The sequence below is a fragment of the Achromobacter sp. Marseille-Q4954 genome, from assembly GCF_943737025.1.
GTDB lineage: Bacteria > Pseudomonadota > Gammaproteobacteria > Burkholderiales > Burkholderiaceae_B > Achromobacter > Achromobacter bronchisepticus_A.
The window spans coordinates 55,567-71,183 of sequence record NZ_CALSFQ010000001.1; the positions used below are offsets into that span (position 1 = coordinate 55,567).

General features: G+C 64.0%; 14 protein-coding genes. All 14 read right to left on the minus strand.

Annotation, left to right across the window (positions count from 1 at the left end; genetic code table 11):
- Nucleotides 1-172: 172 nt before the first annotated feature.
- The 14 genes from dnaG to hisS all read right to left on the minus strand — a co-directional run bounded on the left by dnaG (nucleotide 173) and on the right by hisS (nucleotide 15,576).
- The gene (gene dnaG / locus NGK62_RS00270) at nucleotides 173-2,227 is read right to left on the minus strand and encodes a DNA primase (protein WP_251877034.1); all 2,055 of its coding nucleotides are present in this window, start codon (nucleotides 2,225-2,227) and stop codon (nucleotides 173-175) included.
- 19 nt (nucleotides 2,228-2,246) lie between these two features.
- The gene (gene rpsU / locus NGK62_RS00275) at nucleotides 2,247-2,459 is read right to left on the minus strand and encodes a 30S ribosomal protein S21 (protein WP_006218592.1); all 213 of its coding nucleotides are present in this window, start codon (nucleotides 2,457-2,459) and stop codon (nucleotides 2,247-2,249) included.
- Nucleotides 2,460-2,847: 388 nt separating this feature from the next.
- Entirely contained in the window at nucleotides 2,848-3,390 is a 543-nt protein-coding gene (locus NGK62_RS00280) for a phosphoribosyltransferase (protein ID WP_042792860.1), read from the minus strand.
- A gap of 84 nt (nucleotides 3,391-3,474) precedes the next feature.
- The gene (locus NGK62_RS00285; RefSeq protein WP_042792859.1) at nucleotides 3,475-4,770 is read right to left on the minus strand and encodes an adenylosuccinate synthase; all 1,296 of its coding nucleotides are present in this window, start codon (nucleotides 4,768-4,770) and stop codon (nucleotides 3,475-3,477) included.
- A 76-nt stretch (nucleotides 4,771-4,846) separates the two neighbouring features.
- Complete coding sequence (locus NGK62_RS00290) at nucleotides 4,847-6,004, minus strand: ATP phosphoribosyltransferase regulatory subunit (RefSeq protein ID WP_118933164.1); 1,158 nt, start codon at nucleotides 6,002-6,004, stop codon at nucleotides 4,847-4,849.
- Between the two features lie 255 nt (nucleotides 6,005-6,259).
- Nucleotides 6,260-7,162, minus strand: a complete 903-nt coding sequence (hflC, locus tag NGK62_RS00295; RefSeq protein WP_059378965.1) for a protease modulator HflC — start codon at nucleotides 7,160-7,162, stop codon at nucleotides 6,260-6,262.
- 18 nt (nucleotides 7,163-7,180) lie between these two features.
- A complete protein-coding gene (gene hflK, locus NGK62_RS00300) occupies nucleotides 7,181-8,479 on the minus strand; it encodes an FtsH protease activity modulator HflK (RefSeq protein ID WP_054458647.1) in 1,299 nt (432 codons plus the stop codon).
- Entirely contained in the window at nucleotides 8,445-9,551 is a 1,107-nt protein-coding gene (gene hflX, locus NGK62_RS00305; protein WP_059378961.1) for a GTPase HflX, read from the minus strand. The genes hflK and hflX overlap by 35 nt, the downstream gene beginning before the upstream one ends.
- 88 nt (nucleotides 9,552-9,639) lie before the next feature.
- Nucleotides 9,640-9,873, minus strand: coding sequence for an RNA chaperone Hfq (gene hfq, locus NGK62_RS00310; protein ID WP_251877036.1), 234 nt, complete (start codon nucleotides 9,871-9,873; stop codon nucleotides 9,640-9,642).
- A 156-nt stretch (nucleotides 9,874-10,029) separates the two neighbouring features.
- A complete protein-coding gene (gene hisC, locus NGK62_RS00315; protein WP_251877039.1) occupies nucleotides 10,030-11,103 on the minus strand; it encodes a histidinol-phosphate transaminase in 1,074 nt (357 codons plus the stop codon).
- Between the two features lie 3 nt (nucleotides 11,104-11,106).
- Nucleotides 11,107-12,459 carry a ribosome biogenesis GTPase Der gene (der, locus tag NGK62_RS00320; RefSeq protein ID WP_059378959.1) on the minus strand — a complete coding sequence of 451 codons (1,353 nt, stop codon included), beginning with the start codon at nucleotides 12,457-12,459 and terminating at the stop codon, nucleotides 11,107-11,109.
- A 25-nt stretch (nucleotides 12,460-12,484) separates the two neighbouring features.
- Nucleotides 12,485-13,642, minus strand: coding sequence for an outer membrane protein assembly factor BamB (bamB, locus tag NGK62_RS00325; RefSeq protein ID WP_059378957.1), 1,158 nt, complete (start codon nucleotides 13,640-13,642; stop codon nucleotides 12,485-12,487).
- Between the two features lie 5 nt (nucleotides 13,643-13,647).
- A complete protein-coding gene (locus tag NGK62_RS00330) occupies nucleotides 13,648-14,286 on the minus strand; it encodes a YfgM family protein (protein ID WP_059378955.1) in 639 nt (212 codons plus the stop codon).
- 3 nt (nucleotides 14,287-14,289) lie between these two features.
- Nucleotides 14,290-15,576 carry a histidine--tRNA ligase gene (gene hisS / locus NGK62_RS00335; protein WP_251877041.1) on the minus strand — a complete coding sequence of 429 codons (1,287 nt, stop codon included), beginning with the start codon at nucleotides 15,574-15,576 and terminating at the stop codon, nucleotides 14,290-14,292.
- Between the last annotated feature and the right edge of the window lie 41 nt (nucleotides 15,577-15,617).

Consider the following 15,617-nt stretch of genomic DNA (forward strand, 5'->3'; position numbering starts at 1 on the left):
GATTACCGCCAAATTCAGCAAGAATCAGGCCGCAATCAACTGCCAGCACCACAATCCGCGTACATCAAAGACAGATCAGGCAGGTTCGCGCAATGCACACACCCGCCCAGTTCTATCCGCCCCGCCCCCAAAAACACGCTTTGCGAACGGACAACCTTTGATTTTAGCGCATTTAGCGCACGCCAGCACCTTTCAGCACTACCATGCGGCTGGATAGCTCCTGATAGCGCTTGCGCGCATCTTCCGTGGCCAGACCCGCCGCAGCGAGCTTGGCCATTTCCAACTTGGCCGAGTCAAACTCGATGCGCCTCAAGGCATCGTCCCATTCCGTTTGCGGATCAGGCAGGTCTTCCTGGGACAGGATGTCAGCCCGCAGGCCCTTCAGCACTGTGGCCAGATCCGAATCCGGCTCCGCGGCTTCCAGCAAAGCGCCGACGTGGCGGGCGCCGCTGGATTGCGCCAGCATGATCAGGTCTCTTACAAGACCTAGATGGGGGCCGTGGTCGATGACTTCAAGCTGCTGGTCACCCATGGAGTCGACCAGTTCGGGATGCGCCAGCAACAATCCCAGCAGGCGCTTGGCCAGCGACGGCATGGTGCGGCGGCCTTCGAACCCGCCCACATCATTGTCGCGCTTGCCTTTCCAACCGCCCTTGCCGCCCTTCCAGTCGCTCTTGCCCTTCCAGTCGCTCTTACCCTTCCACTCCTGCTTGCCGCCGCCGCGCTGAGCTCCTGCCCCACCAAAGTCGGAACTTTGGGACGGCAGATGAACCTGGTCCGCGTAGTCGGACTCATCGGCCGGAATGTCATGAAAATCGTGTCCGGCGAAGTCGTAGCCCGTGTCCGGATAGCCCGGCTCGTGGCCAGGCGCCGCAGCAGCGCCTGCATCGCCTCCCGCGACGCCGGGCTTGGGCGCGGGCGCGAAGGGCTTGGCGGGCTGCTGAGCCAGCACCTGAGCCATTTCCTCCGGCGTCAGCTGCACCAGCTTTGCCATTTCCCGCTCTATCTGCACACGCAGCGCGCATTCGGGAATGGCGGCCAGCAAGGGCTTGGCCTCGTGCAGGCAACTGGCCCGCCCTTCGGCTTCGTTCATGTTGTGCCGCGAGGCCAGCTCGTCCAGCAGGAAGCGGGACAGCGCGACGGCCTCTCCCAGGCATGCCCGGAAAGCTTCCGCGCCCAGTTCGCGCACATACGAGTCGGGATCGTGCTCCGACGGCAGAAACAGGAAGCGGATCGCAATGTCGTCGCGCAGCACCGGCAGGCAAGCCTGCAGTGCGCGCCACGCGGCGCGCCGGCCTGCGCCGTCTCCGTCGAAGCTGAAGATGACCTTGTCGCTGGCGCGCAGCAGCTTCTTGACGTGGTCCGGCGTGGTGGCCGTGCCCAGCGTCGCTACCGCGTTGGCGATACCTTGCTGCGCCAGGCCGACCACGTCCATGTAGCCTTCGACCACAATGACCTGCCCTTCCTGGCGTATGGCCTGGCGGGCCTCCCACAACCCATAGAGCTCGTGCCCCTTGGAAAACAGCGGGGTCTCGGGCGAATTCAGGTACTTGGGCTCGCCCTTGCCGATGATGCGTCCGCCGAAACCGATGAGACTGCCCCGCGCATTGCGGATCGGGAACATGACACGTTCCCGAAAACGGTCGTAGCGGCGGCCGTCCTCGGATTCGATGACCAGCCCGGATTCCACCAGGACGGGGTCCTCGTAATTCGGAAAGACCTGCGACAGGCCATGGCGGTCTGTGCCCGACCATCCCAGGCCGAAATGCGCTGCGATTTCACCGGTCAGGCCACGCTGCTTCAAATAGCGGATCGCCGCGGGCGAAGCCCGCAACTGCTTGAGGTAATGCGCCTGGGCGGCATCCAGCACCTGCGTGTGGCGGGATTCCTCGGCCTTGCGGCGCGCGGATTCCTGCTGCTGGCGTGGACTGCGATTTTCTTCGGGGACCGTCATTCCCGCCGACGCCGCGAGCGTACGCACGGCATCGGGGAAACTGGCGCCCGTGTGTTCCATCAGGAAGGTGATGGCGCTGCCATGCGCCCCGCAACCGAAACAGTGATAGAACTGCTTGGTGGGGCTGACAGTGAACGAGGGACTTTTTTCGTTATGAAAAGGGCACAGGCCAAGCAAGTTGGCCCCGCCCTTTCTCAACTGCACGTATCGCCCGACTATGTCGACGACGTCGACTCGGGCGAGCAAATCCTGGATGAATGATTCTGGAATCAATAGATTCGGGAATCAAAGATCAATACAGGCGCGGGGGCAGTTGTTGGCTACGGATGCGCTTGTAGTGGCGCTTCACAGCGGCGGCGTGCTTGCGCTTGCGCTCAGCCGTGGGCTTCTCATAGAACTCGCGCGAACGCAGCTCGGTGAGCAAACCGGTCTTTTCGATGGTGCGCTTGAAGCGGCGCAGAGCGGCTTCAAACGGTTCGTTTTCCTTCAGTCGAACGATAGGCATAAAGTGATTGGCCTGCTTGTAGGGTAACAAAAGTTGATGACAAACCTGGCTTGCTTACCAGCAACGCTGCGCGGGTCCAGGTACGCGTAAACGGCCTCGTCGATACTGAAATCATACCAACAGAGGCAGGTACCGCGAACGGGGAACCTTGAAAGCGCAATCCAGGCGCCGGACCGGCTTCAGCGCTGCTTGGCAGCCCTGAACCACAGACCCATCCCGGATTTCCGCTGGCTGTTTCCGTTACCCAAAGACTACCCAAAGAGTAACAAGCCAAGTTCGGTTTAGCGATAACCAGCGATTCTAGCATGGTCACGGCCACTTTGACTACTGGAGGGACAGTCTGGCGCCCTGGGCGGCCAGAATGCCCTCTCCTGCCGGAACGCCATGCTCAGCTCTTGGAGCCCTTGCGGATCCAGGCCTCGAGCTGATGCGGACGCAGGCTGTCGTAATCTTCGAACGGCTGGTGGATCCAGGGGTTCGTCGGCAGCTTGTCGACGTAGTAGTCCGGCGTCGCCTGGGAATGGCCCTTCCACCACAACACCGCGCTGCGCAGCTCGGTAATGTCGGCAAACTGGCTTTTCAGGTGATCGTAGACCTTGCTGAAGGTCTTGCCGGTATCGACCATGTCGTCCACCAGCAACACTCGCCCGGACAGGGTGCCGCGCGTGATGGTGATGAACTGGGCGATATCCATGTCGCCCTGCTTGGTGCCGGCCGCTTCGCGATAGCTGCTCGTGGCCAGGATGCCCAGGGGTACGTCAAAAATACGGGACATAACATCACCGACGCGCATGCCGCCGCGCGCCAGGCAAAGAATCTTGTCGAACTTCCAACCCGATTGATGCACCTGCAAGGTTAGGCGCTCGATCAGGCGGTTGTAGTCGTCCCACGTCACCCACAGATGGCTGTCATCATTGGTCGGCGTGCTCATAGGCAAGCATCTCCTGCTTAATAAATACGAAAAGGCCGCCGCCGGTATGAGACCGGCGGCGGCCTTGCGAATAATAACCCGATGTCAGCCCTTCAGGGGATGACGCAGCACAATGGTTTCATTACGGTCCGGGCCGGTCGACACCAGGTCGATGGGCACGCCGCAAACTTCGGCCACGCGCTCCAGGTAGCGACGCGCTGCCTGGGGCAGCTTGTCGTACTCGGTGATGCCGACGGTGGATTCGCTCCAGCCGGGCAGTTCTTCCAGCACCGGTTGCGCCTGCGCCACGGCATGCGCGCCGTACGGCAGCACGTCGCGGAATTCGCCATTGACGCGGTAGCCGACGCCCAGCTGGATGGTTTCCAGGCCGTCCAGCACGTCCAGCTTGGTGATGCACAGGCCGGTGATGCCGTTCAGGCGGACCGAGCGCTTGAGCGCGGCGCCATCGAACCAGCCGCAGCGGCGCGGACGGCCCGTAACGGAACCGAATTCCTTGCCGATCGTGGCCAGGCGGGTGCCGATCTCGTCGACCAGCTCCGTGGGGAACGGGCCCGAACCGACGCGGGTCGTGTAGGCCTTGGTGATGCCCAGGACGTAGTCCAACTGCTGCGGACCGACGCCTGCGCCAGCCGACGCCGCGCCAGCCACGCAATTGCTGCTGGTGACGAAGGGATAGGTGCCGTGATCGACGTCCAGCAAAGCGCCCTGCGCGCCTTCGAACAGCAGGCGCTTGCCTTCCTGTTGCATGGCATACAGGTTGCTCGACACGTCCTTGACCATCGGGGCGATGGCCGGAGCCAGCGCCATGGCCTGGTCGCGCACTTCGTTGGCGGAAACCGCCTCGGCGCCCAGGTACTTGGTCAGCACGAAGTTGTGGTAATCCAGCACTTCGGCCAGCTTTTCGTCGAACAGCGCGGGATTGAACAGGTCCTGCACGCGCAGCGCGCGGCGGGCGACCTTGTCTTCATAGGCGGGGCCGATGCCGCGACCGGTCGTGCCGATCTTGCCGTCGCCCTTGCGCGCTTCGCGCGCCTTGTCGATGGCGACGTGGTACGGCAGGATCAGCGGGCAGATTTCGGAAATCTGCAGGCGCGAACGCACGTCCAGACCGGCGGCCTCAAGCTCTTCGATTTCCTTGAGCAGGGCTTCCGGGGACAGCACGACGCCGTTGCCGATGAAGCAGGTGACGCCGGGATGCATGATGCCCGACGGGATCAGGCGGAGAATCGTCTTCTTGCCGTTGATCCACAGCGTATGGCCGGCGTTGTGACCGCCCTGGAAGCGGACCACGCCCTGGACGGATTCCGCCAGCCAGTCGACGATCTTGCCCTTGCCCTCGTCACCCCACTGGGTGCCGATTACGACTACGTTCTTGCTCATGTTACGAATCAATATCGAGTTTCTCGGGAAATCCGGAAATCTCCCCGCGGCCCTCTCGTTGCCGAGAGGGGGTTAGTCACAGCGTTCTGACCGTCCAGGCGCCATCCTGCAGCGCCAGCTCGCGATCGCAAACGAATTCGTCCTGATCCTGCTCGTGACCGGGCAATACCTGAACGACAATTTCCCCCGACCGGCGCAGGCGGCGCACCGCCTCGGTCAGGGCGGGGGCTTGCCCCCAGGGCGCGCGTACCGCACGCGCCCTTTCCGCCGGCGGCAAACCCGCCGCCAGCTTGCGTAAATCAAGACTGAAGCCGGTGGCGGGGCGGGCCCGGCCAAACGCACGGCTGACATCGTCATAACGGCCGCCGCTGACCAGCGCATCGCGCCAGCCTTCGGCATACAGCGCGAACTTCACGCCGGAATGGTAGCCATAGCCCCCGACGTCGGCCAAGTCCACGCCAAACGCCACATTGGGCATGGCGTCGACCACCAATTGCAGGGCGTCCAACGCCGCCACGACGCCCGGCAGCAGGGGCAGCTCACGGCGCGCCTCCTTCAGCACTTCCGGCCCGCCGTACAGCTTGGGCAGCAATTGCAAGGCCTTCAGGGTCTCTGCACGCAGGCCGGGAGCCCGTTCGGCCAGTTCGCCCAGCCCCGGAACGTCCTTCTCGCGCATCAGCAGGATGACGTCCTGCGACAGGGCCGTTGCCGCCGGATCGGACTCCAGGAGCGCGCGCAGCACGCCCGGATGACACAGATCGAGCCTCGGGTTACGCACGCCGGCAATTGCCACCGTTTCCAGCACCAGCTGGATGATCTCCAGGTCGGCCTCGAAACCGGCATGGCCGTAGATTTCAGCGCCGATCTGCAGCAGCTCGCGACTGGCCAGCAGGTCCGCCGGGCGGGCATGCAGCACATTGCCGCAATAGCACAGGCGGGTAACGCCAGCCCGGTTCAACAAGTGCGCGTCAATGCGCGTAACCTGGGGCGTCATGTCCGCGCGCACGCCCAGCGTGCGTCCGGACAATTGGTCGACCAGCTTGCAAGTGCGCAGATCCAGATCGCTGCCCGTGCCGGACAGCAATGAATCGATGTATTCGACCAGGGGCGGCGCGACCAGCTCGAAACCGTAAGTGCGATACAGATCGAGAAGTTCGCGGCGCAATTCCTCGATGCGCCGGGCCTCTGCCGGAAGTACGTCGGCAAGGCTCTCGGGCAGCAACCAGTTACCCATGAATGTTTACCTGAAGAACGCCAAGTGATGCGTGGGCGTCGCCCAAACGAAAAAGCGGCTGAGGGGGCGTAAGCCCGCTCAGCCGCTGCGGAATGTTTTCTAGCTTACGGGGTATTGTACATGGTTCGGCGACCAACGCCAGCCGGGACAGCACAACCGTCCCTTATTGCGGGGGATCCCAGGATGCCGCCCTGCCCGCAAGCAAAAAGCCCCTTGGACTTCCAAGGGGCTTTTTTCCGCATTACCGTCGCCGCGTCACTTGGCCGGCACGGTGACCGGCGCCAGGGCGTCGCCGGTGGGGTCCTTCATGAACTGAAAGAAGCTGGAGCTGGGGTCGACAACCAGCACGTCGCCCGGCTTCGAGAACGAAGCGCGGTAGGCTTCCAGGCTCTTGTAGTACGTGTAGAACTGCGGGTTCTTGCCGTAGGCCTGCGAATAGATCGCGGCGGCCGCGGCATCGCCCTCACCCATGATGCCCTGGGCCTTGGCGTAGGCCTGGGCCACGATGACTTCACGCTGGCGGTCGGCTTCGGCGCGGATCTTTTCGCCTTCGGCGGCGCCGATGGAGCGCAGCTCGTTGGCGACGCGCGTACGCTCCGCTTCCATGCGGCGGTACACCGATTCCGAAATTTCCGGCGCGAACTCGATGCGGCGCAGGCGCACGTCGACGATCTGGACGCCCAACGGCTCGGCGCGCTTGGCGACGTTGGTCAGAATTTCGGCCATGATCTTGTCGCGTTCGGTCGAGACCACGTCGCGCACCGTGCGCACGTTGACCGAGGCGTTCAGCGCGTCGCGGATCAGCGCCTGCAGGCGCTCCTGCGCCACACGCTCGTTGCCGCCGGTGGACACGTAGTACTGGCGCGGATCCAGAATGCGCCACTTGACGTACGAATCGATCAGCAGGTTCTTCTTTTCGGAAGTCTGGATGCGTTCGGCTTCGTTGGTTTCGATGGTCAGAATGCGCTTGTCAAGCGTCACGACATTCTGGAACGGAGGCGGCGCCTTGAAGTAGAGGCCGGGTTCGCTGATGGTCTTGCGTACTTCACCCAGCGAGAACACCAGGGCATAGTCGCGCTCGCGCACGACGAAGACGCAGGAAGAAAGGGCGGCCAGCACGATGAGCAGGCCGACCAGGATAGGCATGAGACGTTGCATGATCAGGACTCCTCCGGGTTAGCGCGACGTACGGTCGCGAGGCAGCGTGTTGCTATTGCTGCTGCCGGAAGACTGAGGCACCGGCGCGGCGCTACCGCGCGCCGGCGACTGCGCGGGCGGAGCCAGCGTGGTCGAACCGGAACCGGCGACACCGGACTTGCTGGCGTCCTGAGCGGCCAGATGCATGATCTTGTCCAAGGGCAGGTACAGCATGTTGTTGTTGCTCTTGGTGTCGACCATGACCTTGCTGGCGCGCGTGAAGATCTCCTGCATGCTTTCCAGATACATGCGCTGGCGCATGACCTGCGGCGACTTCTCGTATTCGCCGAGGATGCTGGTGAAGCGCGAGGTATTACCCTGGGCGTCGCCGACAACCTTGGCCTTGTAACCCTCGGCCTGCTCCGTCATGCGGGAGGCCTGGCCGCTGGCCAGCGGCACGACCTGGTTGGCGTAGGCCTGGCCTTCGTTGATCTGGCGCTCGCGGTCCTGACCTGCCTTGACGGCGTCATCGAACGCGGCCTGCACCTGTTCAGGCGGCTGCACGTTCTGGATCGCCACGGTGCTGACCTGCACGCCGGTCTGGTAGCGGTCCAGGATCTGCTGCATCAGGGTTTGCACTTGCGTGGCCACCGTGGTGCGGCCTTCGTAGAGCACGAAGTCCATGGACTGCTTGCCCACGACTTCGCGCATGGCCGTTTCTGAGGCCTGGCGGACGGATTCGTCCGGGTCGCGCGTCATGAACAGGTAATCGGGCGCGCCGTCGGCACGCAGGCGGTACTGCACGACGAACTGCATATCGACGATGTTCTCGTCCGTCGTAAGCATCAGCGCTTCAGGCAGGACCTTGTTGCGCGCGCCGCCACGGAAACCGACTTCGAACGTGCGCAGTTGCGACACGTTGACCATTTCGTGGCTTTGAATGGGATACGGCAGGCGCCATTGGAAACCGGCTTGCGACGTCGACTTGTACTTGCCGAACTGTGTCACAACCGCGACCTGGCCTTCCTGCACGATGTAGAAACCGCTGGCCAACCAGATGCCGGCCGCGACCAGGGCGATCACCCCCAGGCCGATGCGCGCACCGCGCGGCGACGGCGGCGTCATGCCGCCGCGGTTTCCGGGGCGGTTATTGCCGCCCCCGCCCTTGCGCCCGAACAACGATCCGATGCGATTGTTGAAATCGCGCCAGACCTCGTCCAGGTCGGGAGGGCCGTCTCCGTTGCCTTGGGGCCGCTTGGGCGGCGGCTCGGAGCCATTGTTGTTCCCACGACCCCAGCCGGGGTCATTCAGATTGAAGAGTTTGATAATTCGCGGCATTGTTTCCCACAATCTGTCCGGTTTCCGCAATTGCCCCGCGCAACGCATCCAAACCGGCGCGCTCGGTGGCGCTTACAAATACTCGCGCAATCGTACCATGTGCATCGCGTTCCACCCGCGGCTCCAATCCGGCAAGATCGATCTTGTTGTAGACCAGAATGGTGGGAATCGCGGCCGCGCCGATTTCGGCCAGAACCTTGTTGACCTCGAAGATCTGTTCGTCGCGCTGCGGGCTGGCGGCATCGACCACGTGCAGCAGCAGGTCGGCATGCACGGTTTCTTCCAGGGTGGCGCGGAACGCCGCAATCAGGCCGTGGGGCAGATCGCGGATGAACCCGACCGTGTCGGACACCACCACCGAGCCCGCCCCTTCGATCCAGATGCGGCGCGTGGTCGTATCCAGCGTCGCGAACAACTGATCGGCGGCGTAGCTGTCTGCGCGCGTCAGGGCATTGAACAAGGTGGACTTGCCGGCGTTGGTATAGCCGACCAGCGATACCGACAGCGCACCGCCGCGCGCGCGCGCCCGGCGCTGGGTCACGCGCTGGCGTTCGACCTTGTCCAGACGTTCGCGCAGCACCTTGACCTTGGCGCCGATCATGCGGCGGTCCATTTCCAGCTGGGATTCACCCGGCCCGCGCATGCCGATACCGCCACGCTGCCGTTCCAGGTGGCTCCACATGCGGGTCAGGCGCGTGGCCAGATGCTGCAGCTGGGCCAATTCGACCTGCAGCTTGCCTTCATGGCTCTTCGCGCGCAGCGCGAAGATGTCGAGAATGAGCGCAACGCGATCCACCACGCGCAGGTTGAAGGCGCGTTCCAGGTTGCGTTGCTGCGCGGGGGACAGCGGCTGGTCGAAAAGGACGATGTCGGCCAGCAAGGCCTGGGCCATCGCCACACCCTCATCGGCCTTGCCTGAACCGATGAAGAACTTGGCGTCGGGTCTGTCCCGCCGCGCCGTCAAGGTGCCGACGATTTCCGCGCCAGCGCCCTTGGCCAGCATGGCGAATTCCTCGGCATGGGCCGCGAAGTCCGGATCTCCCAGATCGACGCTGATAATCAGAGCGCGCATACATGCACCATATTGGAGCCAAAGCGAAAATGCCCGCCGAGGAGGACCGTCCGGCGGGCAATAAAAGGTAAAGCTGGAGCGAGATTACTCAGCAGGGACCTTCCACCTGGAAATTCACGGCACGCGCGGGAACGACGGTCGAAATGGCGTGCTTGTAGACCATTTGCGTGACCGTATTGCGCAGCAGCACCACGTACTGGTCGAAGGATTCGATTTGCCCTTGAAGCTTGATGCCGTTCACCAAGTAGATCGACACGGGCACATGGTCCTTGCGCAGCGTGTTCAGGAACGGATCTTGCAGAGTTTGCCCTTTATTGCTCATTGGCCAGGCTCCATTTGTTTGTTATTGAGTGGTGGCGTACTTCTGTACTGGTGGGGTACGCCGAAACTTGTACTCTACAGGGTTTTCCCGGCCCGTGCTACTTGGGCAGGAAGCAAAAGTGACACCAGAGTTTTCCGACTGGAAAGCTGCTGCCGCTCAAGCCTGCAGGACCTCCGCAAGCGCCTTCAACAGCAGTTCGCACTGCTCATCGGTGCCCACGGTAATTCGCAAAAACTGATCGATGCGTTCATGGCGGAAGTGGCGCACGATGATGCTGCGCTCGCGCAAGGCGGCGGCCAGGCCGGCGGCATCCTTTGAGGGGTGCCGCGCAAACACGAAGTTCGCGGCCGAGGGCAGCACTTCGAAGCCCAGGGATTGCAGGCCCGCCGTCATCCGCGAGCGGGTTTCGATCACGGCCTGGCGAGTGCGTTCAAAGTACTCCACGTCTTCCAGGGCCGCCACCGCACCCGCGGAGGCAAGACGGTCGATGGGGTAGGAGTTGAAACTGTTCTTTACACGCTCCAGCCCGTTGATGAGCTCGGCGCTGCCCACGGCAAAACCGACGCGCAAGCCCGCCAGCGAACGCGACTTGGACAGCGTCTGCACGACCAGCAGGTTGTCGTAGCGGTCCACCAAAGGAATGACGGACTCTCCGCCAAAATCCACGTAGGCCTCATCCACCACGACGACCGCGTCGGGATTGCCGGCCACGATGCGCTCGACTTCCGCCGCGCTGAGCGCGCGGCCGGTGGGCGCATTGGGATTCGGGAAGATGATGGCGCCCGCCTGCCCCTTGCCGCCGGGCAGATAGTCTTCGACGGCGATCCTGAAATCCGCCGTCAGCGGCACCGTTTCGTACTGGATGCCGTACAGACCGCAATAGACCGGATAGAAGCTGTAAGTGATGTCCGGAAAGCGCAGCGGGCGCTCATGCTTGAGCAGCGCCAGGAACACATGCGCCAGCACTTCGTCGGAACCGTTGCCCACGAAGACCTGGCCCGGCTGCACGCCGACCGTGCCGGCAATGGTCTGCCGCAGGCGGTCGGACGAGGGGTCCGGGTAGAGCTTCAGCGTGTCGTCGCAGGCAGAGCGGATCGCGTCGAGCACCTTGGGCGACGGCCCATACGGATGCTCGTTGGTGTTCAACTTGACCAGGTTCTGAAGCTTGGGCTGCTCGCCCGGAACATACGGACTGAGCGTCCCGACCACGGGACTCCAGAAGCGGCTCATGGATCAGCTTTCCTGCGTGTAGGGGTTGTGCGAAGACTTGAATTCGATGCGCAGCGGCGTACCGGCCAGATCGAACGCGTTACGGAAACGCGTTTCCAGGTAACGGCGATAGGAGTCCGGAATGGCGTCCAGCGCGTTGCCGTGGATGATGACCAGCGGCGGGTTCTGTCCGCCCTGGTGCGCGTAGCGCATCTTGGGACGGAAGATGCCCTTGCGGGGCGGCTGTTGTTGCTCGACAGCGATCTGCAGCTCGCGCGTCAGCTTGGGCGTGGACAGCTTGGCGAACGCCGCGGCGTGCGCCGCGTTGATCGACTTGAGCAAAGGCTTCACGCCCTGCCCGCGCAGCGCCGAAATGGTGTGCATGCGCGCGAACGACAGGAAGCGCAGCTTGCGCTGGAATTCGCGTTCGATGCGTTCCTTGGCTTCGCTGTCCAGGCCGTCCCATTTGTTGATGGCCACGACCACGGCGCGCCCCGTTTCCAACACGAAGCCGGCGATGTGCGCATCCTGCTCGGAGATTTCGGTCTGCGCATCCAGCATCAGCAGCACGACGTTGCTGGCCTCGATGGCCTGCAGCGTCTTGATGACGGAGAACTTCTCGACCGCCTCGAACACCTTGCCGCGCTTGCGCAGGCCGGCGGTGTCGATCAGCGTGTAGCGGCGGCCGTCGCGCTCGAAGTCGATCTCGATGGCGTCGCGGGTCGTGCCCGGCATGTCGAACGCGATCACGCGCTCTTCGCCCATCAAGGTGTTGATGAGCGTGGACTTGCCCACGTTGGGGCGGCCGACGATGGCCAGCTTGATGCGGTGATCGTGCTCAGCCTCTTCGAATGCGTCTTCTTCGGCGGGCGGCTCGGCCAGATCTCGAAGCGCCAGCTCGATCAGGTCGACGATGCCGTCGCCGTGCGCCGCGGAAATCGGATAAGGCTGGCCCAGCCCGAGTTCATGGAACTCGGAAATGGCGCCGCTGGCGCCCATGCCTTCCGCCTTGTTCACCGCCAGCAGCACGCGCTGCTGGCCGGATTTGCGCAGCAGCTGGGCGATTTCGTGGTCATGGGCGTTGATGCCCGCGCGGGCATCAACCAGGAACACCACGACATCGGCCTCGGCGATGGCCTGCCGGGTCTGGCGCGCCATCTCCAGCAGGATGCCGTCCTTGGCGACGGGTTCGAAACCACCGGTATCGATGACGATGAAGGGGATCTCGCCTACCCTGCCCTCGCCGTAATGGCGATCGCGGGTCAGGCCGGAGTAATCGGCCACCAGCGCGGCGCGCGATCGCGTCAGGCGGTTGAATAGGGTCGACTTCCCCACATTGGGGCGGCCGACCAGGGCGACGACAGGCTTGAAAGACACGGTGTAAGGCTTTGTTCTATAGGTTTTAGTTGGCGCCGATCAGGACGAGGTTGCCATTGCCCGTCTGGATCAGCACTCCCTGGGGGGTGGTCTGCGGCGGCGACACCACGGGACCGCCGCCTACCGACAGGCGCGCCATCAGGCTGCCGTCGCTACGCGACAGGAAATGCACATAGCCTTCCAGGTCGCCCACTGCCAGCGCACCGCCCAGCATGGCGGGCGCGGTGACCTGGCGGTTCTTCAATGCCGCCTGCTTCCAGACGTTGCCGCCATTATCCAGCGCAAATGCGTTGACCACACTGTTCTGGTCCGCCGCATAGGCGAAGCGTTCGTCCAGGGACAGGCCGCTGACGCTGGAGAAGTCCTTGGCCCACAACGGGCGGCCGCCGGCGGTGACGTCGAAGCAGACGATGCGTCCCTGATAAGCCACGCCGCAAAGCAGATTGCCCGCGATACGAGGCGCGCCGACCACGTCGGTCAGGCGCTCCAGGTCGCTGGCGCCACGCGGCGTCGCCACGGTGCCTTCCCATTGCACGTTACCACTGTTGGACGCGATGGCCATCAGTTTGCCGCCCGGCAGGCCGGTAATGACCAGGCCTTCGGCCAGGACCATCTGCGACACGCTGCGCAGGGCCAGCGAGGGACCCGGGCGCTGCACGTTCCAGACGCGTTCGCCGCTGTTGGCGTCGAAGGCCTGGATGCGGTAGTCGCCGCTGCGGACCACGACGATGCCATAGCCCACGACGGGCGGAATGGTCACGTCGCTGGTGGCACGGACTTTCCACTTCACCTTGCCGGTGTCGTCAAAGGCGACGACGTCGCCGTTCGGCGCGGCCACGGCGGTAGTGGTGCCATCGCTGCCGGCGCCGGCTGACAGCTTGCCGTCGACCTTGGCTTTCCAGATGGCGCGGCCGCTCTGCAGGTCGAACTTGCCCACCGAACCATCGGGCGTGGCGGCGTAGACGGCGTCGCCCAGCACCGTGGGCGCAAAGCCCAGTCCCGAGCCGCTGCCGACCGAGACGCTCCAGACTTGGCGCACGGACATGCCGGCCTTGTATTCGGTCAGGGGCGCGGGATCGTAGCGGCCGTCATCATGGGAGAACATGCCGCATCCGCCCAGGGCCAGCAAGCCCGCCAGGCAAACGGCGCCACGCCACATACGACCAGGTGCAAATTTACGCATTACAGTCACGCTCCGCTCAGGGCATCCAGTTTCAGTTGCACAACCTGGGTCAGGGGATTTGCCGTGCCCAGGCCATCGATGGCGCTTTGCCAGGCGGCGCGCGCTTCCTCGCGCTTGCCTTGCGCGGCGAGGATATCGCCGCGGCGATCCGCGTACAAGGCGGCGAAGGCTGCCGGCGGATTGTTCAGCTGTGCCAACGCGGCATCGTATTGCTTCTGGTCCAGCATCATGCCGGCCAGGCGCAGGCGCGCCACCGATTGCATGGACGGGTTCTTGCTCTGGGCGGCCAGCCATTCCAGCTGCTCGCGGGCGCCAGCGTCATCCTTCTGTGCCTGCAGCGCCTGAGCCGCCACCAGCGCACCGCGCGCGGCGTAGCCGGTGGACGGATATTGCTCGCGCAGCGTGGCCGCGGCCGTCTTGATACGCACCGAGGAATCGGCGCCGCCCAGGCGGGCCGCGTCTTCCAGCGCTTCGAAGTAACCCATGGCCTGGTTGGCGCGGTGCGATTGGTAGGCCTTCCAGCCCCACCAGCCGCCCCAGGCCAGCGCGACCGCCGCCACCAGCGTAACCACCAGGGTGCCGTAGCGCGCCCACCACGCCTTGATGGCGTCGAGTTTTTCCTGTTCTTCGAGATCGTATGCCATGCATTAACCCTTGTTATTCAATACGTCGGCCAATCCCGCCAACGGGACTTGCTGTTGGGCCGCTTCGCCCTGCGCCTCGGCGCGCAGGAACTTGACGCTGGCCGTCTGCGCAGCCACTTCGTCGGCGCCAAGAATAACCGCAACGCGGGCGCGGCTGGCATCGGCGCGCTTGAATTGCGACTTGAAGCTTGCGGAACCCGCATGCACGATGACCGACAGGCCGGCATCGCGCAGGTCTTCACCGACCCGCGCAGCCAGGCGCTGCGCCTCTTCGCCCTGATGGACGACGTAGACGTCGCACTCGGCCGGCTGTTCGACCTGCACGCTCTGCTCCCAGAGGTCCAGCAGGCGCTCCATGCCGATCGCAAAACCCACTGCGGGCGCGGGCTTGCCGCCCAGCAGTTCGATCAGACCGTCGTAGCGGCCGCCGCCGCACACGGTGCCCTGGGAACCGAGGCGGTCGGTAACCCACTCGAACACCGTGAGGTTGTAGTAGTCCAGACCGCGCACCAGGCGCGGATTCAGGCGGTACTCGATGCCGGCGTCGGCCAGGAGCTGGCACACGCCGTCGAAGTGTGCACGTGACTCTTCCCCCAGGAAGTCGAACAGGCGCGGCGCGCTGTCGGCCATTTCCTGCATGGCGGGGTTCTTGGTATCCAGCACGCGCAGCGGATTGCTGTACATGCGGCGCTGGCCGTCTTCGTCCAGGATGTCGCGGTGCTTTTCCAGGTGCTCGATCAGGGCGGCGCGGTGAGCCGCGCGTTCGGCCGGCTGTCCCAGCGAATTCAGCTCCAGTCGCACGTCGGTCAGGCCCAACAGCTTCCACAGGCGCGCCAGCATGACGATGAGTTCGGCGTCCACGTCGGGACCGGCGAAGCCCAGGGCCTCGACGTCGATCTGGTGGAACTGGCGGTAGCGGCCGCGTTGCGGGCGCTCGTGGCGGAACACGGGACCGATGGAATAGACGCGCTGCGGACGGTCATAGAGCAGGTTGTGCTCGATGGACGCCCGCACGATGCCGGCCGTCATTTCCGGACGCATGGTCAGCGATTCGCCGTTGAGCGCATCGGTGAAGGTGTACATCTCTTTTTCGACGATGTCGGTCACTTCGCCGATGCCGCGCGCGAACAGGCGCGTATGCTCAAGCACGGGCGTACGCACATTGCGATAGCCGTAGCCGCGCAGCCAGCCGCGCACGATTTCCTCGAATTGTTCCCAGCGGGCGCTGGCCCCTGGCAACAGATCATTCATGCCGCGGATGGCGGCGACTTTCTGGAAAGCTTGAGTCATCTTGATCATGCCGCATCGCGCGCCGGCAAGCGCGCTAGCGG

Excerpts from the sequence above, each read along its gene's own strand:
- NGK62_RS00285 (WP_042792859.1), bottom strand. The coding sequence starts at position 4,770 with ATGAGCAAGAACGTAGTCGTAATCGGCACCCAGTGGGGTGACGAGGGC.
- NGK62_RS00290 (WP_118933164.1), bottom strand. The coding sequence starts at position 6,004 with ATGGGTAACTGGTTGCTGCCCGAGAGCCTTGCCGACGTACTTCCGGCA.
- hflX (WP_059378961.1), bottom strand. The coding sequence starts at position 9,551 with ATGCGCGCTCTGATTATCAGCGTCGATCTGGGAGATCCGGACTTCGCG.
- hisC (WP_251877039.1), bottom strand. The coding sequence starts at position 11,103 with ATGAGCCGCTTCTGGAGTCCCGTGGTCGGGACGCTCAGTCCGTATGTT.
- hfq (WP_251877036.1), bottom strand. The coding sequence starts at position 9,873 with ATGAGCAATAAAGGGCAAACTCTGCAAGATCCGTTCCTGAACACGCTG.
- bamB (WP_059378957.1), bottom strand. The coding sequence starts at position 13,642 with ATGCGTAAATTTGCACCTGGTCGTATGTGGCGTGGCGCCGTTTGCCTG.
- NGK62_RS00330 (WP_059378955.1), bottom strand. The coding sequence starts at position 14,286 with ATGGCATACGATCTCGAAGAACAGGAAAAACTCGACGCCATCAAGGCG.
- NGK62_RS00280 (WP_042792860.1), bottom strand. The coding sequence starts at position 3,390 with ATGAGCACGCCGACCAATGATGACAGCCATCTGTGGGTGACGTGGGAC.
- hflK (WP_054458647.1), bottom strand. The coding sequence starts at position 8,479 with ATGCCGCGAATTATCAAACTCTTCAATCTGAATGACCCCGGCTGGGGT.
- hflC (WP_059378965.1), bottom strand. The coding sequence starts at position 7,162 with ATGCAACGTCTCATGCCTATCCTGGTCGGCCTGCTCATCGTGCTGGCC.
- hisS (WP_251877041.1), bottom strand. The coding sequence starts at position 15,576 with ATGACTCAAGCTTTCCAGAAAGTCGCCGCCATCCGCGGCATGAATGAT.
- rpsU (WP_006218592.1), bottom strand. The coding sequence starts at position 2,459 with ATGCCTATCGTTCGACTGAAGGAAAACGAACCGTTTGAAGCCGCTCTG.